We start from the raw sequence: 23,052 nt of genomic DNA on the forward strand, positions 1-23,052 counted from the left end.
TGCGCAACCATGCACACGCTTGTAGCGCAATGTGCCCAACGGACCCAGTGGATTCCGTGGCGCGATGCGCAGAATGCAGATTTTCGGCGTCACCCGTTGTGCGACAGCCACACCACAGTGTTGACTGCCCCTACCGGAACCCGATGTCGATTCCGGAGAAGGGATGCCGTGATGCGATCCATGAGTTACGAACCGTTGACGCCCACCGCCTACCTCGACCGCGCCGCCAGTTCCCACGGGGACCGGGTGGCAGTGGTCGACGGTGAGCAGAGCTGGACCTACGAGCAGCTACATCAGCGCTCCGCTCAGCTGGCCGGGGCGCTGGCGCAACTGTCGTCGGGTCGGCCGGTGGCTGTGCTGGCGCCCAACTCGCACGTCCTGCTGGAGGCGCATTTTGGTGTGCCCTGGTCGGGCTCACCGCTGATCGCGCTCAACACCCGGCTCTCGGCTCACGAGATCGCCTACATGCTCGGTCATTCCGAGGCAGCCGTGCTGATCTACGATTCGGTGTTCACCGATGTGGTCGAGCAGGTGCGGGTGCAGATGAGCATCCCGCCGCTTCTGGTGCGGGCTGACGACGATCCGCAGGGTGAGTACGAGCGGATGCTGTCGACGGCCGCGCCGCAGCGCCGCACCCCGGACGACGAGCTGGGGCTGCTGTCGGTGAACTACACCTCGGGAACCACGGGAAAACCCAAGGGGGTGATGTACTCCCACCGGGGGGCCTACCTGCAGGCGCTGGCCATGGTGGGGCACACCGGCCTGTCCCCGTCGTCGGTGTACCTCTGGACACTGCCGATGTTCCACTGCAACGGCTGGTGTTTCCCCTGGGCGGTCACGGCCGCGGCCGCCACCCACGTGTGCCTACGCAAGGTCGACCCGTCGCAGATCTGGCGGCTGATCCGGCAGCAGGGCGTCACGCATCTCAACGGTGCGCCGACCGTGCTGTCCATGATCGCCCACGCGCCCGAGGCGGACGCCATCGCGGGCAGTCCCGTTCGGATCGCCACCGGCGGAGCCCCACCGTCGCCGGCCATCCTGCGCCGCATGTCGGAGCTCGGCTTCGACGTCACGCATCTGTACGGGCTGACCGAGACCTACGGCCCGGCCGCCATTTGTGATTGGCGCCCCGAGTGGAACACCCTCGATCTGGCCGCGCGCGCGAAAATCAAGGCCCGCCAGGGTGTGGCGAACATGATTTCGTGCGAGATCCGGGTGCTCGCCGAGGACGGCGCCGATGTGCCGTCTGACGGTGTGCGCACCGGCGAGATCGCGCTGCGGGGCAACAACGTGATGCTCGGGTATCTCCACGATCCGGGCGCCACCGCGGCGGCGGCACCCGACGGCTGGTTCCGGACCGGGGACATCGGCGTGCGTCATCCCGACGGATACATCGAACTGCGCGACCGCAGCAAGGACGTGATCATCTCGGGCGGCGAGAACATCGCCTCGGTGGAGGTCGAGCAGGCGATCATGGAACACCCCGCCGTGCTCGAGGTGGCGGTGATCGCCGTCCCGGACCCGCAGTGGGGCGAGGTGCCCGCCGCCCACGTCGCGCTGAAACCCGGCTGTGAAGCGACCGCCGAGGACATCATCGAGCACGTGCGGGCCACCATCGCACGGTTCAAGGCCCCCAAGCACGTGATCTTCGGCGAGTTGCCGAAGACCTCCACCGGCAAGACGCAGAAGTACCTGCTCCGCGAACGCGCCTGGCAGGGTGTGGACACGCGCGTGCAGTGACTGGCCTACAGCCGCAACGCGTCGGCGATCAGCGCCGCCTGGGCAATCACCGCGTCCTGCCACGGCTGCAGCAGGTGCGCCGGCGAGTTGTCGAAGCTCTGTCCGAACGGGTCGACCACCCCGGTCTCGTGGCCGCTCAATGCTTCCAGCACCGCCAGCCCACAGAACGGCACGTGCACCGGCGAGTAGCCGCCTTCGTGACTGAAGACGATCTTGCCGCCGCAGACGTGCTCGGCCAGGGTGACCAGTCGTGCGGCCATGTCCTTGAAGCCGCCTGAGGTGACGGTCATGCAGCCGAGTGGATCGACGGGGCTGGGGTCGAATCCGCTGGAGACGAAGATGATGTCGGGTGCAAACGCCGTCACAGCCGGGACGGCCACGCGTTCGATGGCCGCCAGGTAGGCGCCGTTGCCCGACCCGGCATGCAGGGGCACGTTGATGTTGGTGCCGCCGGCGCCGGTCTCGGTGACCGCTCCGGTGTCCTGGGGGAAGAGCCGGTCCTGGTGCAGGGAGATGGTGAGCACATCCGGGTCGTCCCAGTAGATGGATTCGGCGCCGTTGCCGTGGTGGACGTCGTAGTCCACGATGGCAACCCGCTGCACTCCCAGGTGCGCGCGCACGTATTCGATGGTGATGCAGACATTGGAGAACATGCAGAACCCCATCCCGATGTCACGGCGGGCGTGGTGACCGGGCGGGCGCACCAGCGCGTAGGCGTTGTCTGCTGCGCCGGTGAGCACGGCCTCGGCGGCGGCGATGGTGCCGCCGGCGGCCAGTCGGGCGATGTCGTAGGAGCCGGGCCCGAACGGGGTGAAGCCGTCTCCCCCGTCGCCGCCGCGGTCGGCACTCTCGCGCTCGATGCGGTCGACGTGGTCGGCGTCGTGTACCCGCAGCAGATCCTCGCGGGTGGCCATTCGGGCGGGGACCCGGACCAGTTCGTCGATCATCCCGGAGACTTCGACCAGGCCGGCCATCCGGGATTTGGATTCGGCGCTCTCGAAGGTCATGTGCGGCTGGTTGAATCCTCCCGCGGGGAAGATGCCGACGTGTGTGCCGGTGTCGTGCCATGCGTAGCGTTCATGCCAGACGTAGCCGGTACGTCGTTGTGCGGTCACGGGGTTGCCACCTTGTCGGTTGTGTGCAGGGAATCGAAAAGCTGGTCCACGCGCCGCTTTTCGTCCACGCTGTGCGGCATGGCGAAGGACACGACGATGTAGACGGCGACATTGACGGCCAGGGCCGCCACCCCGGAGGTCATGCCCCCGAGCACCGGGATGGCGATCGGGTACAGCACCTGCAGCACGCAGGCCGTGCCGAAACCGAGGACCATCGCGGCCACGGCGGCGGTGGCATTGCCTCGGCGCCAGAAGATTCCGAGGAACACCGTGGGCGCCAGCTGCACGATGCCCTGGTACGACACCTGCGCCAGCGCCACCATGCCGGAGGACAGCGCATCCGTCGTCGCCACCGCGACCGCACCGGCCAGCAGCGTCAGCACGCCGACCGAGATCTTGCCCCACCGAGGATCTTCCACGCGGGTGCCGCGAGCCACGCCCACCACGTCGTTGGCGATCTGGGCGCCCAGGGCCTGCAGGTTGGCCCCGACGTTGCCCATGGTGGCGGCCAGTACGCACACCCCGGCCAGCGTCAGGATCACCGGTCCGCCGATGGAGGCCGTCAGGAACCACACCTCGTCGGGGGCGTCGGCCACGCCGGGGTAGGTGGAGGCCGCCACGGCCAGCAGGCACAGTGACGAGCCGAAGATCAGCAGCAGCGGGGAGGCCATCACCGCGGCGCGTTTGATGGTGTGGGTGCTGTTGGAGGCGAACAGCCGCACGAAGATGTCCGGCCAGCACCAGCCGCCGAGGGCGCCGGTGGCGATCAGCGAGAACAGGTACAGCGGGCCGTCGACGCTGCCGGGGCCGGGCAGGGTGAAGAACGCCGGGTCCACCTCGCCGAAGCCGTGCCCGTTGGTGAGCAGCCAGGTGAGCAGGCCGAGGATCAGTACGGTGCCGATCAGGTAGGCGACGATGCCCTGCACGAAGTCGCTGATGACCAGGCCGCGGGCGCCCAGGCGCACCGTCCACCACTGCCGCGCGACCAGGACGCCGATGCCGATGAACGCCGCCCCCGCCGCGGGAACGGCGCCGAAGGACAGGTATTCGAACACCAGGGTCAGCGACTGCATGCCCAGCACAATCCACGGGAACGAGGCGATGACGCCGATGATGGCCGCGACCACCCGCACCGCGGTGGAGCCGTAGCGCAGGCCCAGCAGGTCAGCCTGGGTGCGCAGGTCGAATTGGCGGCCCCACTGGTGGACGGGCTTGGCCAGCAGGAACATCAGCACCACGGCCAGGATGGAGTAGGCCACGAAGTAGAAGCCGATGGCGCCGGCGCTGGCCGCGTATCCGGCGAAGGCGATGAAGATGGTGCCGGGTAGCCAGGTGTTGACGAACGCCATGGACGAGAACATGGGGCCGAAAGAGCGCCCCGCCGTGGCGTATTCGCTGAAGTCGGCGCTGCCCTTGGTGCGTTGCAGCACCACCAGCAGCACGATGAGGAAAACGGCGACGCCGCCGTAGCCGATGAGGATCTCCATGTCAGTCCTCCCCCGCCGAGCTGTCGGCGCGGTACATGATCAGCAGTGAGAGCACGCCGATGACGCCGGTGATGAGGAAGAACCAGATCCCGTTCTGGCCGAGGTACCACGTCAACGGCGGGAAGAGCAGGATCACGAAGTTCAGGACGGCCAGGGCGACCACGATGGTCGCATTGCGGCGTTTCGCTGGGCGCGGTGCCTCGGTGGACATTGATGTCTCCGTTCATGCCGGAACGTTCCGGCATGTCTGAGACTCGCGCCACACCGGGGGTCTTGTCAAGGGGTGAGCGGCAATTTACGAGCTGGTTACGATGGCCGCATGGCAGCGCGACGGGTGACGATCGTGGAGATTGCCCAGCGTGTCGGGTTGTCCAAGACGACGGTCTCCGATGCGCTGCACGGCGGCGGCCGCGTGTCGCCGGCCACCGCGGCCAAGGTGGCCGCCGCGGCGCGCGAACTCGGCTACGTGACCAACCGGGCGGCGCGGCAGCTGCGCGGTCGCAGCGTCGGCGCGTTCGGCATCTACATCCCGCCGATCGCCAGGAACTTCAACTTCTACATGGAGTTCGCCTTCGGCGCGGCACACGGTTCGGCCGAGCACGACGCCGATCTGACGCTGTTTGCCCGCGACGCCGACGTGGGACCGCGGCACTTCCAGGTCGATGGCGTGCTGGCGGTGGACCCACTACCCGGCGATCCCATGCTGCAGCGGCTGGCCGATGCCGGCATCCCGATGGTGACCGCCGGGCGGCCACCCGAGGCGCTGGCGGATGCCGTGGCGGCGGTGATCGAAGCCCCGCACAGCGACCTGGCCCGCCTGGTGCTCGACCACCTGCACCAGTGTGGTTATCGCAGGCCGGCTTTCGTGGGATCGGATCGCCAGTTCTACTCGTCCTGGGCCGACGATGTGCGACAGAGCTATCTCGACTGGTGCGCAACATATTTGACTGAGCCGTCGGCTTGTGACTGCCCGCTGGATGCGACGGCGGAGGAACTCGGCGCGGCGGTACGGTCGGCCGTCGCGCCGACGGATGTCGACGCCCTGGTGTGCGCGCCGCAGGGTTTCGCCGGCCGGGCCATCGGCATCCTCGAGTCGGTGGACCGGCACGTCGGCCCCGGATTCGGGCTGGCGTCACTGAGTAGCGATCCGACAACGGAATTGAGCAATCAGCGGATCACCGCGGTGGACCTCGCGCCATGGACGTTCGGTCGGGAAGCGGTCAACCTGCTGGCCGCGGTGATCGCCGGGGAGCCCCGCCCGTACCTCAACCGCTTCGAGAAGGTCGCTATCCGCAAGGCCGGCGAGTCGACCGGCCGACCGTGGGCGTCGGAGTAGGAAACGGGCTCCACCATGTCATCCCCATAGCTTCACGCTATGGAGTGCATTCCATTTCACCCCGTTGTCCTGTATGGCGAAGCTCCCTAAGCTGATTTTTCATCAGGTACGGCCCGCGGAGCTGAATGCGCTGAGCACCAGCGCAGTTCATCACTCGCAGAATCGATGTGGACGTTTTCTCCTCTGTCGTCGATCGAGTTGAGGGCATCTCCCGCCGACCGCACAAAGGAGCAGACGTGACACTGATCGGATACCTGGACCACCTCAGCTGTCGAGCCGGAGACCAACTTTCGGTGCGTGCGTCCAGCGACCACACCGACGTCCACCTCGACCTTGTCCGCCTGCTGCATGGTGACGAGAATCCCTCTGGCCCAGGGTTTCTCATCGAACAATGTGAGAGCGTCGAAGTGCACACATTCCAGGGAACGCTCCAGCAATGTCGGCCGGGGTCCTTCGCGTACAGCGAGGCAGTACTGAACGAGACTCCAGGAGCTGTCACCGTCGAGGTTCGCATCTGGCCCACCCTGCCGGCGGACGGTCGGCGTCAAGGCGTTGTGAGTGTCGTGGATCGCCATGGATCATGTGTGGCTGCCGTGGCTGTGGACGAAGAAGGCCGAGTCGTCGTCGTGAGCCGCGACGCGGTGATGATCAAGACAACGGCACGCCTGCGGCCCCGCCGGTGGTATGAGATCACTGCAAGCTGGGACGAGAACCGTAGCGAGCTCACGTTGACCGCCCTCGAGCCGTTGGCCGGTGATCTCGCCTCGGAGCGGCTGGCCGGCCCGGGCGTGCGACTCGAGGGCAGTTCAGGTGTGTTGGCGGCCGCCCTCTCGGTCGAGGATCACGGGTCGTCCCTCAGCGGCACCGGTGTGTACAACGGCAAGATCGAGAACCCCCGGCTCAGTAGAGGCGCCGACTGCCTGCTGCACTGGGCGTTCGAAGTGGACAGCGGCACCCAACGTACCGGCGACCGCAGCGGGAACGGCCACCACGCACGTCTGGTCAACTTTCCCACCAGGTCGGTCACGAGCAGCGCGTTCGACGGCACAGCGCAGAGGGTCGGCGACGATCCATCCCAGTACGCGGCCATCCACTTTCACGATGACGACCTTCTCGATGCGGGCTGGGAGGTCAGCGCCACAGTCGACGTCCCGCTCGCGGTGCCACCCGGTATCTATGCGATCAGGCTTCAGGGCGGTGGCGAAACTGACTACATCCCCTTCGTGTTGCGACGACCCGAAACAGACCGCAGTGCCCCGAGAACGCTTCTCGTCCTGCCTACGTACACCTACGTGGCGTACGCGAACGAACGGCTGATTCAGGGAAAGGATTTCGAGGGAGCGGGTTTACTCGATCATCAGGTCAACGCAACCTCACATGATCGGCTACTGGCTGCCCACCCCGAGTGGGGAGCAAGCCTGTACGACCTGCACCGTGATGGCTCGGGAACGTGCTACTCGAGCCACCGGCGGCCAGTACCCAACCTCCGACCCGACTACCGGTCGTGGCTTCAGAACGCGCCGCGGCACTTGGCTGCCGAGTTGTACACCAGCAGGCTGCTCGAGATGCTGGGCATCGACTTCGATGTGATCACCGACCACGACATCGCCGCTGAAGGCTCGGCGGCCCTGCGCGGGTATGACGTGATCATCACCGGATCCCATCCCGAGTACTGCAGCGGCACGATGCTCGATGCGTTCGAGAACCACCTGGGCACCGGCGGTTCACTGCTCTACCTGGGTGGCAACGGCTTCTACTGGGTGACGTCGGCGGACCCAGAGCGCAGCGACGTACTGGAAGTGCGCCGGTGGGGCGGCATCCGGGCCTGGGAGGCCGGCCCCGGAGAATTTCACCATTCGACCAGCGGGGAGCTCGGGGGGCTGTGGCGCTACCGGGGTCGCGCGCCGAACAAAGTTGTCGGTGTCGGAATGAGCAGCCAGGGCTGGGACGCGAAAGCATCCGCATTTCGTCGGCGGGAGGTGTCGTTCGACCCGCTGTACTCATGGGTGTTCGACGGGATCACAGACGATCTGATCGGCGATTTCGGTCTCATCATGGACGGCACCAGCGGGGACGAGATCGACCGATTCGACGTCGCTCTCGGCAGCCCGCCGAACGGCGTTGTCCTCGCCACCTCGACGCCGCACAGCGCCCATTACAAACTGACCGTCGAGGACGTGCCGATGCTGACCGCCGGGCTTGAGGGCGGTTCCTGCAGCGATGTTCGCTCTGACATGGTGCTGATCGAGCAGGCATCGGGTGGAGCAGTCTTTTCGGTCGGCTCCATTTGCTTCTCTGGTGCCTTCCCCGTCAACAACTTCGACAACAACATCACGCGCCTGGTCTCCAACGTACTCACGAACTTCTTGTCGCGGCCCCGTTGATTCGTGCTGTTCACGTGTCGAACGGCCGCACCCTTGAGAGGAACATCATGAAAGAAGCTGTCCAGCAACAGATCAGACGAGTATTCGGCGCTGCCGTCGTGGCCGGCACCGCACTCGCATTGTCGGGCTGCTCCGGAGTGCAGTTGGACGGACCGGCCGGCGGAGATGCTGCCGACTGCGAACGCAAACCCGAAAAGGTCATCGGAATCGACTACCCGCTGACCCAGCTGTCCATTTTCAACAGTCTCAAATCGTTTGCCGAGGAACGCGCAGAGCAACGGGGGTATGAACTGCTGTTCACCGCCGCCAACGGCGATGTACAGCGCCAAGCCGAGCAGGTACAGACCTGGGTCACCCAACAGGTTCCGGCCATCACCACGTTCGCGCTGGAAACATCGTCGATGGAACCCATCGCGCGGGAAGCCCGTGCCAACTGCACGGTCGTCGTCGCCTATGCGAGTCAGCTCGAGAACCAGGACGGCTACGTCGGACTGTCTCTCGAGCAGAGCGGGCGCCTACTGGGAGAACAGGCACTCGCCTGGGCGCGGACACAGACGCAGCCTGTCAAGGCACTGATTTTGAACAACCGTGATCTGCAGGGTGGCATCCTGCGCGACGACGGGCTTCAGGCGACCTTTCCCGGGGGCGAGGGCAATATCGAGATCGTCGCGACGCAGAAGGCCGGCTCGCGCGAGGAGGGCGAAGAAGTCACTCGTACTGTGCTGCAGGCGCATCCCGATCTGAACATGGTTCTCGCCTTCAACGACGACGGGGCCATCGGCGCATACCAGGCGTTCGTCAACGCCGGCATCGCGCAAGACGCCCCGAACGTCTTCATCGGTGGCCAGGACGGGTCCGAGGAAGCGCTGCAGCTGGTTGCCCAGGGCGGAATCCTGCGGACCACCGTGGCTCTCGCCATCCGCGACGTGGGATACGCCATGGTCGACGTGCCTGCCGACATCCTCGAAGGCGAAAACCCCGACGCCGCATCTCTGGAACTCGGACTGATCGCGATCACTGCCGACAGCCCAGAAATCAACGGGTTGCTGGATGACTATGCCAACCGGTGATGCGCCCGAATCCGGCCTCCGGATACGAGATCTGAGGAAGAGCTACGCAGACGTCAGTGTGCTCCGCGGGGTCGACTTGCGGACAGGCTCCGGGCAGGTGCATGCGCTACTCGGACCCAACGGCGCCGGAAAGTCGACGCTCATCAAGTGCTTGTCGGGCGGCACTACGCCGACGAGCGGGGAGATTCATCTCGATGGTGAAGCGCTGGTGGAGCTGACCCCGCGCAGGGCGGCCGCTGCCGGGGTGGCCGTGGTCCACCAACACCTGAGCCTGGTCGACACCCTCTCGGTCACGGACAATCTCTTCCTCGGCCAGGAAGACGTCCGCTTCGGCCTCACTCGGCGCCGCGCGCAACAACGGGAGGCGCGCGCCCTCCTCGATCGGTTCGGCATCGACGTCGACGAACGGGACACCGTGGGAAACCTGCCGATGGGCGTGAAGCAGTTGATCGAAATTGCCAAGGCCTGGCACCGCAGCGAGGTGAAGCTGCTGATCCTCGACGAGCCCACCGCCTCGTTGTCAGAAGCCGAGACCAACCGGCTGTTCGCGGAAGTCACGAGATTGCGCGACGCCGGTGCAACGATCATCTACACCACGCACCGGCTTCCGGAAGTCTTCGAGATCGCCGATGCCGTAACGGTGTTACGCGATGGCGTGGTCGTACTCTCCGGTGGGGTTCGAGCGTTGTCGACCGACGAGTTGGTCTCTGCGATCTCCGCCGGCGGCGTCCGCAGCGAGCGGAGGGTCTCCAGGTCGACAGGTGAGAACGTGATGCTCGAGGGGCAAGCGCTGGAGGGCCGAAACTTCGGACCCATTGATTTTGCAGTTCACGCTGGGGAAATCGTCGGACTGTATGGTGTTCTCGGATCCGGGCGGACCTCCATTCTGGAAACGATCGCAGGCCGGTTTCCCACCACCGGTGGAAGTCTCTCCCTCGCCGCTCATCATGTGCGCGCCAACGGTCCCCGAGCGCGCATAGCAGACGGAGTGATGCTGGTCCCGGCTGACCGCGCCCGCCAGGCTCTGTGGTCAGAACTGGACGCCGCAAGCAACATACTTCTGCCGTCGATGTCCCGACTCGCTCGGTACGGCCTCCGGAGCAGCAAGCGCGAGCGGCGCGAATTCCACCGTCTGGCAGAGCAAGTCGATCTTCAGCCGCTCGCGTTTTCGCGACCGGGTGGCCAGTTCTCGGGCGGTAATCAGCAGAAGCTGGTCATTGCACGTTGGCTGGGACGCAGCCGAGAACTGCGCGTTCTGCTGCTGGACGAACTCACCCAGGGTGTCGACGTGGGTGCCCGGCGCAAGATCTACGAGACCCTCTACGCATTGGCAGCCGAGGGGGTCGCAGTGCTGTTCGCATCGACAGACGCTGCGGAAGTCGCACTCGTGGCCGACCGCGCTCTGGTCATCGACCGCGGTGTGGTCCGCGGTGAGTTGGCAGATGACGAACTGACCGAGGAGAACCTCATCAGGCAAACCCATCAATTCGTGGGAGCTACACAGTGAACACCGTTCTGACACGAGACACCGCTACCGCCCCGGAGCCCCGGAGCTTGTCTCGACTCATCGAACTGAGCACGCGGGCAGCGCTGATACTCGGGCTCGCAGTGCTTGTCGTCTACTTCTCGCTCGGCTCCGAGCTGTTCCTGACGATGGGCAACTTCCGCACCATCGCGCTGTCGAGCGCAATTCTGCTCATCGTCGCCGTGCCTCAGGCAATACTCGTGATCCAGGGATACGTGGATCTGTCCGTCGGGTCCATTGTCGGCCTCAGCGGTGTGATCACAGGGCTTCTCATTGTCGACCATGGTGTCGCTTGGTGGATCGCGGTGCTTGCGGGTGTCTGCATCGGTGTGGTGGCCGGCGCACTGAACGGCCTCCTGGTCGCGGTGACCGCACTGAGTCCCATCATCGTGACCCTCGGCACTTTGCAGGCGTATCGGGGCATCACCCAGGCCCTGAAAGACGGGCCTCCGGCGGGCTTCGGGATGGACATGCAACTGTTGGGCCGCGGCGTCCTCGGGGGTGTTCCCGTTCCGGTCTGGATCGCGCTGCTCGTGTTCGCCGTCGGCGCGGTGTTCCTGTATCGAACACCGTCGGGACGCTATTCCTATGCCATCGGGGTGAACAAGGAAGCCGCGTTCCTCTCGGGCATCCCCACCCGCACACTCCCACTGCTCACCTACGCCGCGTCGGGGGCCGCTGCGGGCATCGGCGGCGTGCTGCTCGCCGCACGCCTGGACAGCGCGCCCCCATCGACGTTGGGTGCGGGCTTCGAACTCGACGTGCTCACCGCTGTCCTGCTCGGTGGAGTCGCGTTCAGCGGAGGCCGCGGGACGGTGGTCGGTGTGCTCGTCGGAGTGGCATTCCTCGGTGTGCTGCGAAACGGCATGACCTTGATGAACGTCCCCTACTTCACCCAGGCCATCGCGACGGGCGCGGCGTTGATCGTCGGTGCGTCGCTGGACCATCTGAGTCGTCGATCCCGTTCGCGCACGCTTGTCGGCAAGCGTTCTGTCGCAGATGTCAGCCGACCGACGGACCCCAGGTGATCCGCAGATAGGGTCCGGCACCCTCGTTCGGATCCCGGGGCGTCTCGTTGTCCTCGGACGCATCGACGGTCTCGACCATGTCCTCGGGGTCGATGGGCTGCGGTAAGCGCCGGTACTTGGCGCGGGGGTCATCGTCTGTCATCTCGGCTCCTTGCTGATCAGACGGCGTTCATGCGTCAGCATACGGGCCCGAAGTGCCCGCCTCTGCGCGACTTTTCAGCGACGCATTCTCAAAGTCGCGCGAAAGTCGCGCAGAGGTGGGCACAACACCGTCCCTCAGGTGTTGCTCGGCTGCCTGGCCTCCGGGCACGCCGAGACCAAGCTGGCGATCGCCGTCTGGGTCGAGAGCGAGCCTTCGACGTATCCGCGGGGCGCGGGATCGGTGACGCTCCGGTTGGGATCGTTCACCTGATCTCGGCGACTTTGCGCGATTTGTTCTGCGCCGGAGGCCCATTGGTCGAGGTAGCCCGCAATGTCCGCCGAGTCGACATCCCCTTCTGCCTCTCGGATGGCGCTGGCCATTGAGGATTCGGCGTCCGCGAGGTCGAGAGTGCCCTCTCGACCTCCTTCGCCGCTGGTGATCGCCGCCTCCGCCGCGCCAACGGTGTCGTTCCACTGCGCGAACACCGAGCTGACCACGCCGCAATCCGTGGTCGGTTCGGAGTCGTCGCCCCGCATCACGATCAGTACCGCGGCGACGGCAACCACCACGACCGTCACCGCTGCTGCGACCCACACCACCGTTGTCCGAGAGGTCATTTGGGCACCGACGCGGTAGGGAGTCCCGGGGTGATGGGCGATTCATCGGCACCGATGGCGATGACGGGCCCACAAATATCGGGAATGTACATGGTCAGACGCGAATTATGGGCTGCCGCGTTGTGGATTTCCTGGATGGTGATCGGCTCCCATTCCCCGAGGCCGACAGCCGGCAGGGAAAGTCCTGCAACGTCGTGCTCGGTGGCGACCTTGGTCAGATGCTCGGCTTCGAATTGATAGTCCACCCACTTGGCCTGATACCAGCGACCGTCCTCCTGGATCCAGCGCACGTGTTCGGCGGAGCCGTCAAAGCTCTGACCGGTGATCCGCAACCGGTACGCCTCTTGGAGGTGAGCTATCGGCTCGGCCTCCATTCCGGGCCAGTTCGGCTCGGCCACCTCCTGCATTCCGGACGACGGGCCGGTCAGTTGCTTCATGTCCGACGGGTCCATGGCTCGTTGCCAGGGCGCGACGGGTCCATGCACGGGCTTGTCGAATCCGCCCTGCGACCGGTCCACCGACCAGTACCCGCCACCCCGCGCCGAGTCGGGTGGAGGTGCGAGGTCGGCCGTGGTGGGCGGGACGGTGCCCGGAATCGGCGGAATGGGAGGGCCGTCGCCGCTGGCGATCTCGATGGCGTTGGCGAAGGTGGCGTCCACGGCATTGGCATCTGCCACGATCGCGGTGAGTTCCGGCTGCAGCTCCATGGCCTTGAGTTCGGCTTCCATCAACGGCATGGACACCCCAGCCGCAGGCACGATGGTGTTGGTTGCCGCATCGACCTGCATATCCATCGACGCCGCCTTCTGGCGCAGTACCTGCAGGCGGTTCTTGACCGCAGCCAGGTCGTCAGCGGCCTGGCCCGCAGCGACTGCTACGACGTGCGCCTCGACGGCGTCCATTTCGAGGTCCTTGCCGGTGCTCGCCACCGCCGCGCGCGCCGCGTCCGCTGTCTCGCCTTCCCACGACTCGAAGATCGCCAGTGCGTTCAGGCCTTGGGCCGCATCTCGAGATGCCCTAGACCGTGCCACCGCAGCTTGATGGACCTCCCGGATGGACTCGACGCTCCATTCGTCGATGTCGGCGACAGTCACAGTCATGGTGTGGGGCCCTGGGGCCGGAGCCGGTCGAACGCAGCTGCGTGCCGCCCCTCCATGTCGGCGAAACCTTGCCCGCTGCCCCGCAGCGCCTCAGCGTGCCCAGCAACGGCTCCACCGAGCACCGCGGTGCGCTGTCGCCAAGCCGCCGTCTTGAGGCCCAGTGCCCGCGCCGAAACGCCTCTGAGTCCTGTTTCGGCGGATTCGATGCGCCCGTCGGCCTGGGAATGGCCGGTCAGTACGGCTTCGGCATGGCCGTCGACCTCGACCGCAGTGGCATATAGCTGTTCGATTCCTGCGTTCAGGTTCTTGCCCATACGTCCGCCTTCCCCGGGTCGCGTTCCATCGGAACTCAGCTGGCCACAGATCTCCGGATCCATGCATAGCAGCAAAGCGGCATAGTCGGCCAGTCACTCTGTAGAAGTAGCCGCCCGGGTCTAGCCTGGGAACAATGGTGAGTCTGCAGCCCCGAACCGGGGACCCAGCATGTGGCTGACTCTGGCCAAGTGGGCGCTGCTGGTCTTCATCGCCGCCGGCCTGACGGTCTTCGTGGTCGTCTACCTGCGCAACGTGGGCAAGTTCAAGGCGCAACGCCTGCGTTCGAACCCGGATCTGGGACCATCCACCACGTGGGCGGTGGTGCCACCCACTCCCCTACCCGAATGGGCTGAGTGGGACGACGACGAGCCGGAGGATGACACGGCGCCCCGCAGGGAACGGTAGCCGCCCTCAACTTAAGGCGTCGACGATGCGCACTTCGCGCTCCACCGCGTCACCGAGTACCGCACACGCCCGCTGGTACTCCTCACTGTGGTAACAGTCCAGAGCGGCCTGGTGGCTGGGGAACTGGATGAGCACGATACGCACAGCGGAGTCCGGATACAGCGACGTGAATTCCCCACTGCGAGCCAGGAACTCCCCACCGGCAGCCGCGATGGCAGGCCCGGCGATCTCGGCGTACTGCTTGTGCCGCTGCGGGTCGGAGATCGACCGGTAGATCGCGATCCAATACGCGCTGGCCATGGCGGTCCCTTCGTGGTGGTCTGGTTCCGCGACTTTACCGGTCCGGGCGCCGTCGACCCCGCTCAGGGCGGGACTGGCAATACCCGGATAACTGATCCCTGAATAGGCCCGGAAAGCGCTGCCACTGTGGTGTCAACCCCCTGCCGACCTGCAACGACACGGAGAGATGATGCCAGAGAACAGCTCTGACACCACCACTGAACCCGATCCACCATCCCAGATGTCGGTGCTGCCCTTCGGTGTATCGCGCCGGCGGTTCATCGCCTACTCCGGCACCGCTGTCGCGGCGACGGCCGGTGCTGCCGTGGTGATCTCCCGCCTGGGCGACGACGACGCCGGCACCGACGTCGACCCCGACCTCATTTCCACGGTGCTGGTGGTCAACGGCACCGAGCACACCCTGGCTCTTGATCCCACGACCACGCTGCTCGACGCAGTGCGCGACCAGATCGGGCTGACCGGCACCAAGAAGGGCTGTGACCACGGGCAGTGCGGCGCGTGCACCGTGCACGTCGACGGACGCCGGGTGCTGTCCTGCCTGACCCTCGCAGCCAGCGTGAACACCCGCGCGGTCACCACCGTCGAGGGCCTCGCCGACGGTGACGACCTGCACCCCGTCCAGCAGGCGTTCATCGACAACGACGCCATGCAGTGCGGGTTCTGCACCCCCGGGCAGGTCATGTCCGCCGTCGCGGTCATCGAAGGTGGATACGCCCACAACGACGAGCAGATCCGGGAACACATGTCGGGCAACATCTGCCGCTGCAGCGCCTACCCGTTCATTGTCGAAGCCGTCAAAACCGCCCGCGATCGGATGGCATGACATGCGCCCCTACACCTACGCCGTCGCCGACTCGGTATCGGCGGCCACCACGCGCACCGGCGCCACCTTCCTCGCCGGCGGCACCACGCTCGTCGACCTGATGAAGCTGGAAGTGCTGACCCCCGACCAGGTGGTCGACATCAACAGCCTGCCGCTGACCGGCATCACCGCCGATGGCAACGGCCTGCGCATCGGGGCTCTCGAGCGGATGACCGAGGTGGCCGAACACCCCGCGGTGCGCAGCGACTACACCCTGATCAGCCAGGCACTGGAGCTCAGCGCCTCCCCCCAGCTGCGCAACATGGCCAGCATGGGCGGAAACCTGTTGCAGCGCACCCGATGCAGCTACTTCCGCGACCCGTCGATGCCGTGCAACAAACGCAGCCCCGGCACCGGCTGCCCCGCCACCACCGGCTACAACCGCATGCACGCGGTGCTGGGCACCAGCGACGCCTGCGTGGCCACCCACGCCAGCGACGTCGCCGTGGCGCTGGTGGCCGCCGAGGCCTCCGTGCAGATCAGCAACGCCGACGGCGAACGCACCGTGGCTCTCGAGCAGTTCTACCGGCAGCCGCAGAACACCCCGGAGGTCGAGAACGACTTGGCACCAGGAGAACTCATCACCGCCATCACCGTTCCCCCACTACCCGCGGGCACCCGCAGCGGCTATCTGAAGATCCGCGACCGGCAGTCCTACGAGTTCGCGCTGACGTCGGTGGCCGCCGCCGTCACGATGCGCGGAGCCACCATCACCCGGGCCCGCGTCGCGGCCGGCGGCGTGGCCACCGTGCCGTGGCGGTTGCCCGAGGTGGAAAACCTGCTGGTGAACCGCCCTGCCACTGCGGACACCTTCAGCGCAGCGGCCGCAGCAGCCGCCACCGATGCCCGGCCGTTGACCAACAACGGTTTCAAACCCGCTCTGCTGCGTCGCGCCATTGCCCGTGCCCTCACCGACATCACGGAGATCTCATGACGACCCCGTTGGGCGCCAACATCTCCCGGGTGGACGGCCGGGTCAAGACCACCGGCGCCGCCCGCTACCCGGCCGACTACCGGGAGACTGACACGGCGACTGCCGTGCTGGTGACCTCCACCGTCGGGCTGGGCCGGATCACCGGCATGGACACCGACGCCGCCACCCAGGCGCCCGGCGTCATCGCCGTCTACACCCCGTTTGCGCCCCTGCGTCTGGAACCAGTCGACCCGAGCGCGCTCGGCGAGAACTACCGCCCGCTGCAGGACCAGGAGGTGCGGTTCCGCGGCCAGGCCATCGGCGTCGTGGTGGCCGACACCTTCGAACATGCCCGCGACGCGGCGGCGATGATCACCGCGTCGTACGACGAGCGGGCACCGAGGACGTCGCTGGCCGATGCCGGGGCCGGTGTGAGCATGCCGGCGGAGGCCTCGGGCAACACCACGATCCTGGCGCCGGGGGTCGGTTCCATCGACAGCGCCCTCGGCAGCAGCGAGGTCACTGTCGACATCACCGTCAGCCAGCAGGCGCAACATGCCGCGGCCATGGAACCTCATGCCTCCCTCGCAGTCTGGAACGGCGATCAGCTGACCATGTACACCGGCACCCAGTTTCCCGGCCGCGCCGTGGTCGGGCTGACGGGCGCCCTCGGGCTGCGGCCGGATCAGCTGCGGATCATCTCTACCTACGTCGGAGGCGGGTTCGGTAGCCGGGTGTTGCCCTGGGCGGACGCGGTGCTGGCCGCCGCCGCCGCGCGGGAGCTACGCCGGCCGGTCCGGTTGGTGCTCAGCCGAACTCAGGTGTTCACCGTCGTCGGGCACCGTTCGGCGGTGCGGCAGCGGATCCGGCTGGGCGCCCGCGCAGACGGCACGCTGAACGCCGTCAGCCACGAGTCCGATTCCGAGGCTCCGGCGGTGGGCGGTTGGCCGATGCGCACCGCCGCCGACACCAGCGCGGTGCTGTACCGCACGCCGAACCTGCATGTCGACCAACGACAGGTCACGCTCGACACCCCACCCACCTGGGCCACCCGCGCCCCCAATGAGGCGCCGGGGGGCTTCGCCATCGAGACGGCGATGGACGAACTCGCCATCGCGACCGGGGTCGATCCGGTGGAGTTGAGGCTGCGCAACTACGCGACCGTGGTGCCGGGCACCGATCGCCGGTGGACCAGCAAGCGGCTCGACGAGTGTTACCGCGTCGGCGCCGCCCGCTTCGGCTGGAACCGCCGGGCTGCCCCGGGTACCACCCGGGACGGGCAATGGCTGGTGGGAATGGGCATGGCGACGGCGATCTATCCGGCCTCAGGCCGGGCCGAGAACGCGGTACGGGTGCGGTTTCGCGACGACGGCACCGTGCTGGCGCAGTCGGGCACCATGGACATCGGCACAGGCTCGGCGACCGCGCTGGCGATCGTCGTCGCCGATGCGCTGGGTCTGCCGATGGACCGCGTGGCGGTCGAGGTGGGCGATACTGCGCTGCCGCCGGGGGCCGGTGCGGTGGGTTCGCGGGCGACCGGCAGCTTGGCCCCGACGGCCCGTACCGCTGCGCGCGCCGCCGTCGCTCAGCTGGTCGAGGCGGCTGGCACCGACCCGAATTCGCCGCTGGCCGAATCCGATACGCCGGTGACCTACGACGCCGGCATGCTGCGCTCGGCCAACGCCGACATCCCGTTCGCCGATCTGCTGCGCGGGCTGGGCCGTTCGGAGATCGAGGCCACCCACGCCGACGAGAACATCATGGTCCCCTATGCCGCACATGGCTTCGGTGCGCACTTCTGCGAAGTGCGGGTCAACTCCTTCACCGGCGAGACCCGCGTCAGCCGATTCACCACCGTGGTGGACATCGGCCGGGTGATCAACGTGAAGACCGCCCGCAGCCAGGTGGTCGGCGGCGTGATCTTCGGGATCGGACACGCGCTGCTGGAAGCCAACCCGATCGAACCGTCCGGGCGCATGGCAGCGGCCAACCTGGCCGACTACGTGGTGCCCGTCAATGCCGACGTGCCGTTCATCGACGCGGTGTGCCTGGACGGAGATGACCCCGACTTCAGCGAGGTCGGCGCCCGCGGCGTGGGCGAGTTGGGCGTCGTCGGCTCGGCCGCGGCCATCGGCAACGCGGTCTTCAATGCGACCGGCATCCGCATCTACGACCTGCCGATCCATCCCGAGAAGCTCTTGCGCTGAAAGGTGCTGTGTTGACCACACTTCGGAGACCCGAAGATCCTGCAGTATCACGCGATGGTGGTGTACTTGGTAGGGCCAATCGCTGGCTCGGCGTGGTGCTGGTGGCGCTGCTCAGCGTCAGCGGCCTGCAGTTCGTCCTCTACATCGCACTCACGTATATCGCCCGGCTGTTCGACGGCGACCTGGACCGCTGGAACGGGGGCTTCCTGCCGGGGCTGTACTCCCCCGAGAACGCCGGCGCCACCGGGTCCATCGGGTTGCACTTCGTCACCGGCGCGGTGGTGATGGTGCTGGGCTGTGTTCAGCTGATCCCGGTGATCCGCACCCGCTGGCCGGTGGTGCACCGGTGGATCGGACGGCTGTATGTGGCCACCGCGATTCTGACCGCCATCGGTGGTCTGGGCTTCATCGTGCTGCAGCGCACGGTGGGCGGCATCGTGATGGACATCGGCTTCGGCCTGTACGGGCTGCTGATGATTCTCTCCGCAGTGCAGGCCATCCGGTATGCCCGCGCCCGGGACTTCGACCGCCACCGCGCCTGGGCCGTGCGGCTGTTCGCGTTGGTGATCGCGTCCTGGCTCTACCGGATGCAGTACGGGCTCTCGACACTGGTCGACTTCGGCGGCCGCACAACCGATTTCCGCGGCTGGTTCGACTACACCATGGACTTCTTCTTCTACCTGCCGAACCTGGCCATCGCCGAGCTGTATCTGCGCGCGCGACGCATGAACAGTTCGGCGGCGATGCGGGGTGCTGCGGTGGCGGCGCTGCTGGTGTCCGTGGCCGTGGTCGCCGGTGGTGCGTACGTGCAGCTACAGCGGTTGTGACCTCAGAGTGACATGTAGTTGCGCGGATTCACGCGACCGTAGATCCCGGTGCGGCTGTTGAGGGGCATAGGCAGCACCTCAAAGTGCAGATGCGGTCCCGTGCACTGGCCGGTGCAGCCGACGTAGCCGATCACCTGCCCCTTCGACACCCGTTGCCCCTGATCGATGACGGTTCGCGACAAATGGGCGTAACCGGTCATCACCCCTTGCGCATCATGCTGGATCAGCACGCTGATGCCGGCTGAGGTGCCCATCCAGTTGGAGCGGGCTCCGTTGTTGCCGCTGGTTCCCCAGCCCTCGAAGTAAATGACACCATCGGCCGCCGCGTACACCGGCTGACCGGCGCCGAGCGCGAGATCGATACCGGTGTGCGCGCCGCCGTACTCCTGGGTCACGCGGTACCCGTTGACCGGGCGGGTCCACGGGCTGACCGGCGGCGGGGGCGGAGGCGGAGGCGGTTCGGCCACGTCGTTGACGGTGATGTTCACAACGCCGATCGAGACCCCGGTGCCGTCGCTGACGGTGTAACTGAACGAGTCCGCTCCGAAGAAGTTGGCCGCCGGCGTGTAGGTGAACGACCCATCGGCGTTCATCGCCACCGATCCGTGGCTGGTGACCGTGTTCAGCGCCGCCGTCATCGGATCCCCCTCGGGATCAATGTCGTTGGCCAACACGTTACCCGTGAGTGTGGTGTCCTCGTTCATCACGAAGTTGTCGGTGACGGCATTCGGCAGCTGGTTGCCGGGGGTGACCGCACTGCCGGCGACCAGATAGTGGATTCCGGCGGCCAGCGGACCCCCGACGATCGGCACGAGACCCACCACATCGACTGCGATGTCGCCTATCTCATCGACGATTCCCGCGACGTCACCGTCAACCAGAGCGGACACCAGTTCGGTGGCGTCCATTGCCAGACTGAGGGCGTTGTACACCGTGCCCAGGCCGGGAATCCAACCCAGCGACAGGTTGAACTGCGCGTCACTCGCTTCGCGCGCCGCCTCGGCCGGATCGATGTCGACGCCGATGGTTGTTGGAGCGCTCACCGTGGAGATGCGTCCTTCTGGCAGCGCGAGGTCGAGGCCGTCGGGTATGAGTCCGTGACCGGTGACCGATGCCGGAAGCTGCAGATTCCTGATCGTGTTCTGCGTCTGGGCCGCGGCGAGCCACAGTGTCTGACTGAGTCCACCCAGCGGGGCATCCGGGCTGTCCGGAACGGGTTCGGTCAGGTCTGTTGAGGTCAGCGCGGCACTCGCCGGTTGCGCTGAAGGCGGTGCAATCAAGGGGGTTTCGTCGGGATCGTCCTCCGACGGGGTGTAGTCCGCGGATTCGGCGGGAGCCTGCGCGACGTCCTCGTCCTCGGACAACTCGTCATCGGCGTCCGCCGTGTCCGTCGGTTCGACCTCGACAGGATCGTCGTCGGCGCTCCAAGTGGACGCGTCAGACTCCAGCGAGTCGGTGTCCGCAGCCTCCTCGTCCTGGTCCTCGTCGTCGCCCGTGGCGTCGTCGGTGTCGGTGTCCTCGGTGTTATCGGTAGCGCCTGCGCCGGTCTTTGAACTGGACGACGCCTCGGAGGATGACGATGACGAAGTGTCGTCTGCGCTCGAAGGGCTGTCATCAGAACCTTGGGTGCTCGAGCTCGCCGTATCGTCGGTTGCCGCGGCTGCGACGCCGGGGCCGGCGATCAGCGCGGCGCCCAGACCGAAACCTACTGCGCCGACACGCAACAATTGCACCACCGGGAGATGATCCCGTCTCGACGGCTTGCGATGACGACCCCGCGACCTCGGCTGCACCTTTGCCACCAAGAACCCCTTTGCTCTCGCCACCGTCACCGACGCGCAAGCGCACCGGCGGCCCCCGACTGGCCACGGTGAACAACGTGGACGTTAATTGGCGAGCGGCGCCCCGTATGTCCTTCGAACGGATGACAGTCCATGACCGTCCGGCTGTTATCGGGACGCCGCACCCGGCGCGCCGCCAATGTCAGCCTCGCCTGTCCGGCAGGCAGGCAGGCAGGCAGAACATCATCACCAGGAAGCGGAGCCGAAGTGGGGGGGCGTGCATTGCAGCGCCGGACCGCTCGTGGCGCTTCGCGCCGTCCGGAGTGCGGCAGTGTCACGGATCATGTCCCGACCCGGTCTCTCCTGACAACTGGATGTACCAGCGGAAGGGAGCGCGAACATGAAGATCGTCGTCATCGGGGGCACCGGGCTGGTGGGCTCCCAAGTGGTACAGCTGCTGAAAGAGCACGGCCACAGCGCCATTGCCGCAGTACCGGCTACCGGCGTGAACACAGTCACCGGGGAGGGCCTTGCTGACGTGCTCACCGGCGCCGATGTGGTGGTGGATGTCTCGAATTCGCCGTCGTTCGGACGCGAGGCCGCCATCGACTTCTTCCAGACCGCCACCGGCAACATCCTCGACGCCGAGAAGACCGCAGGCGTTCGGCACCACGTGGCACTGTCGGTGGTGGGCACTGCTGAGCTGGCCCCGGCCAGCGGCTACTTTCGCGCCAAACAGATCCAGGAAGAGCTGATCGCCACGTCGGACGTGCCGTACACCATCGTCCACGCCACGCAGTTCTTCGAGTTCATCAAGGGCATCGTGGACGCGGCCACCGACGGAGACACGGTCCGGTTGGCGCCGGTGTACTTCCAACCCATCGCCTCGGCGGACGTGGCGAAGGCGGTCGCACGCGCCGCAGTCGCGTCGCCGGCGAACGACATCGTGGAGATCGCTGGGCCGCAACGGTTCCGGCTCGACGAACTGGCTGCTACCACCCTGGCTGCTCGGCAGGATCCGCGCAGTGTGATCAGTGACCCCGATGCGCAGTACTGGGGCGCGACCCTGGCGGAGAACACCCTGACCCCAGGTGACGGAGCCACTGTCTTCGACACCCACCTCAAGGACTGGCAGGCGCACGCATGAATCTCACCGGCAAACGCGCACTGATCACGGGCGGCACCGCCGGCATCGGACTGGCGTGCGCCCGACTGTTCGCCCGTGCGGGCGCGACGGTCACCGTCTGCGGCCGCGACGCCGAGCGGGGCCGCCAGGCCGCCCACGGAATCGCCACCTTCATCCAGGCCGACCTGGCCGACGTCTGGTCGGTGCACACCCTGATCGAGCAGGCCGGCGACATTGACATCCTGGTCAACAACGCCGCCCTGTTCCCAGGCGCGATGACCATCGACCAGGACGTCGACGTGCTGCGAAGAACCCTGGAGGTCAACATCATCGGCACCTATGTCCTGACTCAGGGTCTGGTGGCCGGGATGCTGGCCCGCGGCCACGGCAGCATCGTCAACGTCACCAGTTTGGTTGCCTCCAAGGGGGTCCCGGGCGCGTCGGTCTACAGCGCGTCCAAGGCGGCGGTGGAAGCCCTGACCCGCAGTTGGGCCACTGAGTTCGCGCCGCACGGCATACGCGTCAACAGCGTGGCACCCGGACCCACCGCCACCGAAGGCGTCACCGCAGTCTGGGGTGACACCAACGACGAGCTGGGCCGCGGGCTACCCATGGCCCGTACCGGCATGCCTGAGGAGATCGCCGAAGCCGTGCTCTACCTGGCGTCCCCGCACTCCAGTTTCATCACCGGCGCCCTGCTGCCGGTCGACGGTGGTGGTGCCGCCGCCTGACTGGTTAAGGTCATGGCACCCTCAACCACGGCGGTGCAGAC

The 23,052-nt window shown here is 66.6% G+C and carries 22 protein-coding genes; 13 read left to right on the top strand and 9 right to left on the bottom strand.

All coding sequences use genetic code 11. The features are described 5' to 3' along the window. The first annotated feature begins 171 nt into the window (after positions 1 to 171). Entirely contained in the window at positions 172 to 1,740 is a 1,569-nt protein-coding gene (locus G6N58_RS28665) for an AMP-binding protein (protein ID WP_115280522.1), read from the top strand. A 5-nt stretch (positions 1,741 to 1,745) separates the two neighbouring features. On the opposite strand, the gene G6N58_RS28670 is transcribed toward G6N58_RS28665, so the two are convergent. Genes G6N58_RS28670 through G6N58_RS28680 form a run of 3 tightly spaced genes read right to left on the bottom strand, consistent with a single transcriptional unit; the run spans position 1,746 to position 4,553 of the window. Next, complete coding sequence (locus tag G6N58_RS28670; protein ID WP_115280521.1) at positions 1,746 to 2,855, bottom strand: histone deacetylase-like amidohydrolase; 1,110 nt, start codon at positions 2,853 to 2,855, stop codon at positions 1,746 to 1,748. Further along, a complete protein-coding gene (locus G6N58_RS28675) occupies positions 2,852 to 4,342 on the bottom strand; it encodes a sodium:solute symporter family protein (protein WP_115280520.1) in 1,491 nt (496 codons plus the stop codon). The genes G6N58_RS28670 and G6N58_RS28675 overlap by 4 nt, the downstream gene beginning before the upstream one ends. 1 nt (position 4,343) lies before the next feature. Continuing rightward, positions 4,344 to 4,553 (bottom strand): hypothetical protein, encoded by a 210-nt coding sequence (locus G6N58_RS28680; protein ID WP_068917743.1) that lies wholly within the window; start codon positions 4,551 to 4,553, stop codon positions 4,344 to 4,346. A 108-nt stretch (positions 4,554 to 4,661) separates the two neighbouring features. Here G6N58_RS28680 and G6N58_RS28685 point away from each other — a divergent pair, with 108 nt between their 5' ends. The 5 genes from G6N58_RS28685 to G6N58_RS28705 all read left to right on the top strand — a co-directional run bounded on the left by G6N58_RS28685 (position 4,662) and on the right by G6N58_RS28705 (position 11,685). Continuing rightward, the gene (locus tag G6N58_RS28685) at positions 4,662 to 5,678 is read left to right on the top strand and encodes a LacI family DNA-binding transcriptional regulator (protein ID WP_115280519.1); all 1,017 of its coding nucleotides are present in this window, start codon (positions 4,662 to 4,664) and stop codon (positions 5,676 to 5,678) included. Positions 5,679 to 5,914: 236 nt separating this feature from the next. Then, a complete protein-coding gene (locus G6N58_RS28690) occupies positions 5,915 to 8,062 on the top strand; it encodes a N,N-dimethylformamidase beta subunit family domain-containing protein (RefSeq protein ID WP_147289413.1) in 2,148 nt (715 codons plus the stop codon). A gap of 14 nt (positions 8,063 to 8,076) precedes the next feature. Beyond that, a complete protein-coding gene (locus tag G6N58_RS28695; protein WP_115280517.1) occupies positions 8,077 to 9,132 on the top strand; it encodes a sugar ABC transporter substrate-binding protein in 1,056 nt (351 codons plus the stop codon). Further along, entirely contained in the window at positions 9,119 to 10,639 is a 1,521-nt protein-coding gene (locus G6N58_RS28700) for a sugar ABC transporter ATP-binding protein (RefSeq protein ID WP_264038468.1), read from the top strand. The genes G6N58_RS28695 and G6N58_RS28700 overlap by 14 nt, the downstream gene beginning before the upstream one ends. 47 nt (positions 10,640 to 10,686) lie before the next feature. Further along, entirely contained in the window at positions 10,687 to 11,685 is a 999-nt protein-coding gene (locus tag G6N58_RS28705) for an ABC transporter permease (protein WP_197746456.1), read from the top strand. Here G6N58_RS28705 and G6N58_RS28710 read toward each other — a convergent pair. The 4 genes from G6N58_RS28710 to G6N58_RS28725 form a co-directional block, all read right to left on the bottom strand. Then, entirely contained in the window at positions 11,660 to 11,827 is a 168-nt protein-coding gene (locus G6N58_RS28710) for a hypothetical protein (RefSeq protein WP_163908523.1), read from the bottom strand. The two genes, G6N58_RS28705 and G6N58_RS28710, sit on opposite strands and share 26 nt — an antisense overlap. A gap of 134 nt (positions 11,828 to 11,961) precedes the next feature. Next, positions 11,962 to 12,405, bottom strand: a complete 444-nt coding sequence (locus G6N58_RS28715; protein ID WP_147289412.1) for a hypothetical protein — start codon at positions 12,403 to 12,405, stop codon at positions 11,962 to 11,964. 35 nt (positions 12,406 to 12,440) lie between these two features. Then, positions 12,441 to 13,544, bottom strand: coding sequence for an Rv0964c family protein (locus tag G6N58_RS28720; RefSeq protein ID WP_147289411.1), 1,104 nt, complete (start codon positions 13,542 to 13,544; stop codon positions 12,441 to 12,443). Then, the gene (locus G6N58_RS28725; RefSeq protein WP_115280513.1) at positions 13,541 to 13,858 is read right to left on the bottom strand and encodes a hypothetical protein; all 318 of its coding nucleotides are present in this window, start codon (positions 13,856 to 13,858) and stop codon (positions 13,541 to 13,543) included. Before G6N58_RS28725 ends, G6N58_RS28720 begins: the two co-directional genes overlap by 4 nt. Before the next feature lie 169 nt (positions 13,859 to 14,027). Between G6N58_RS28725 and G6N58_RS28730 the strand changes: the two genes are divergently transcribed. Next, entirely contained in the window at positions 14,028 to 14,264 is a 237-nt protein-coding gene (locus tag G6N58_RS28730; protein ID WP_115280512.1) for a hypothetical protein, read from the top strand. A gap of 6 nt (positions 14,265 to 14,270) precedes the next feature. Here the strand turns inward: G6N58_RS28730 and G6N58_RS28735 are convergent, their stop codons facing one another. After that, a complete protein-coding gene (locus G6N58_RS28735) occupies positions 14,271 to 14,564 on the bottom strand; it encodes a DUF1330 domain-containing protein (RefSeq protein WP_115280511.1) in 294 nt (97 codons plus the stop codon). Positions 14,565 to 14,733: 169 nt separating this feature from the next. Between G6N58_RS28735 and G6N58_RS28740 the strand changes: the two genes are divergently transcribed. The 4 genes from G6N58_RS28740 to G6N58_RS28755 all read left to right on the top strand — a co-directional run bounded on the left by G6N58_RS28740 (position 14,734) and on the right by G6N58_RS28755 (position 19,373). Next, positions 14,734 to 15,387, top strand: coding sequence for a (2Fe-2S)-binding protein (locus G6N58_RS28740; RefSeq protein ID WP_232068046.1), 654 nt, complete (start codon positions 14,734 to 14,736; stop codon positions 15,385 to 15,387). A gap of 1 nt (position 15,388) precedes the next feature. Then, the gene (locus G6N58_RS28745) at positions 15,389 to 16,360 is read left to right on the top strand and encodes an FAD binding domain-containing protein (RefSeq protein ID WP_115280510.1); all 972 of its coding nucleotides are present in this window, start codon (positions 15,389 to 15,391) and stop codon (positions 16,358 to 16,360) included. Next, the gene (locus tag G6N58_RS28750) at positions 16,357 to 18,546 is read left to right on the top strand and encodes a xanthine dehydrogenase family protein molybdopterin-binding subunit (protein WP_115280509.1); all 2,190 of its coding nucleotides are present in this window, start codon (positions 16,357 to 16,359) and stop codon (positions 18,544 to 18,546) included. Before G6N58_RS28745 ends, G6N58_RS28750 begins: the two co-directional genes overlap by 4 nt. Positions 18,547 to 18,638: 92 nt before the next feature. After that, positions 18,639 to 19,373 carry a DUF2306 domain-containing protein gene (locus G6N58_RS28755; protein ID WP_115280508.1) on the top strand — a complete coding sequence of 245 codons (735 nt, stop codon included), beginning with the start codon at positions 18,639 to 18,641 and terminating at the stop codon, positions 19,371 to 19,373. 2 nt (positions 19,374 to 19,375) lie between these two features. On the opposite strand, the gene G6N58_RS30650 is transcribed toward G6N58_RS28755, so the two are convergent. Then, positions 19,376 to 21,109, bottom strand: a complete 1,734-nt coding sequence (locus G6N58_RS30650) for a peptidoglycan DD-metalloendopeptidase family protein (RefSeq protein WP_197746457.1) — start codon at positions 21,107 to 21,109, stop codon at positions 19,376 to 19,378. A 445-nt stretch (positions 21,110 to 21,554) separates the two neighbouring features. Here G6N58_RS30650 and G6N58_RS28765 point away from each other — a divergent pair, with 445 nt between their 5' ends. Further along, positions 21,555 to 22,301, top strand: coding sequence for an SDR family oxidoreductase (locus tag G6N58_RS28765; RefSeq protein ID WP_115280507.1), 747 nt, complete (start codon positions 21,555 to 21,557; stop codon positions 22,299 to 22,301). Beyond that, positions 22,298 to 23,011: an SDR family NAD(P)-dependent oxidoreductase gene (locus G6N58_RS28770; protein WP_115280506.1), complete on the top strand. Its 714-nt coding sequence runs from the start codon at positions 22,298 to 22,300 to the stop codon at positions 23,009 to 23,011. Before G6N58_RS28765 ends, G6N58_RS28770 begins: the two co-directional genes overlap by 4 nt. Positions 23,012 to 23,052 lie beyond the last annotated feature (41 nt).

It is taken from the genome of Mycolicibacterium tokaiense (genome assembly GCF_010725885.1).
Lineage (GTDB): Bacteria > Actinomycetota > Actinomycetes > Mycobacteriales > Mycobacteriaceae > Mycobacterium > Mycobacterium tokaiense.

What these genes read in the sequence shown, in the direction of transcription:
- G6N58_RS28730 (WP_115280512.1), top strand. Translation starts at nt 14,028, where the DNA reads ATGTGGCTGACTCTGGCCAAGTGGGCGCTGCTGGTCTTCATCGCCGCC.
- G6N58_RS28675 (WP_115280520.1), bottom strand. Translation starts at nt 4,342, where the DNA reads ATGGAGATCCTCATCGGCTACGGCGGCGTCGCCGTTTTCCTCATCGTG.
- G6N58_RS28685 (WP_115280519.1), top strand. Translation starts at nt 4,662, where the DNA reads ATGGCAGCGCGACGGGTGACGATCGTGGAGATTGCCCAGCGTGTCGGG.
- G6N58_RS28710 (WP_163908523.1), bottom strand. Translation starts at nt 11,827, where the DNA reads ATGACAGACGATGACCCCCGCGCCAAGTACCGGCGCTTACCGCAGCCC.
- G6N58_RS28725 (WP_115280513.1), bottom strand. Translation starts at nt 13,858, where the DNA reads ATGGGCAAGAACCTGAACGCAGGAATCGAACAGCTATATGCCACTGCG.
- G6N58_RS28665 (WP_115280522.1), top strand. Translation starts at nt 172, where the DNA reads ATGCGATCCATGAGTTACGAACCGTTGACGCCCACCGCCTACCTCGAC.
- G6N58_RS28680 (WP_068917743.1), bottom strand. Translation starts at nt 4,553, where the DNA reads ATGTCCACCGAGGCACCGCGCCCAGCGAAACGCCGCAATGCGACCATC.
- G6N58_RS28740 (WP_232068046.1), top strand. Translation starts at nt 14,734, where the DNA reads ATGCCAGAGAACAGCTCTGACACCACCACTGAACCCGATCCACCATCC.
- G6N58_RS28735 (WP_115280511.1), bottom strand. Translation starts at nt 14,564, where the DNA reads ATGGCCAGCGCGTATTGGATCGCGATCTACCGGTCGATCTCCGACCCG.
- G6N58_RS28765 (WP_115280507.1), top strand. Translation starts at nt 21,555, where the DNA reads ATGAAGATCGTCGTCATCGGGGGCACCGGGCTGGTGGGCTCCCAAGTG.
- G6N58_RS28750 (WP_115280509.1), top strand. Translation starts at nt 16,357, where the DNA reads ATGACGACCCCGTTGGGCGCCAACATCTCCCGGGTGGACGGCCGGGTC.
- G6N58_RS28745 (WP_115280510.1), top strand. Translation starts at nt 15,389, where the DNA reads ATGCGCCCCTACACCTACGCCGTCGCCGACTCGGTATCGGCGGCCACC.
- G6N58_RS28770 (WP_115280506.1), top strand. Translation starts at nt 22,298, where the DNA reads ATGAATCTCACCGGCAAACGCGCACTGATCACGGGCGGCACCGCCGGC.
- G6N58_RS28720 (WP_147289411.1), bottom strand. Translation starts at nt 13,544, where the DNA reads ATGACTGTGACTGTCGCCGACATCGACGAATGGAGCGTCGAGTCCATC.
- G6N58_RS28700 (WP_264038468.1), top strand. Translation starts at nt 9,119, where the DNA reads ATGCCAACCGGTGATGCGCCCGAATCCGGCCTCCGGATACGAGATCTG.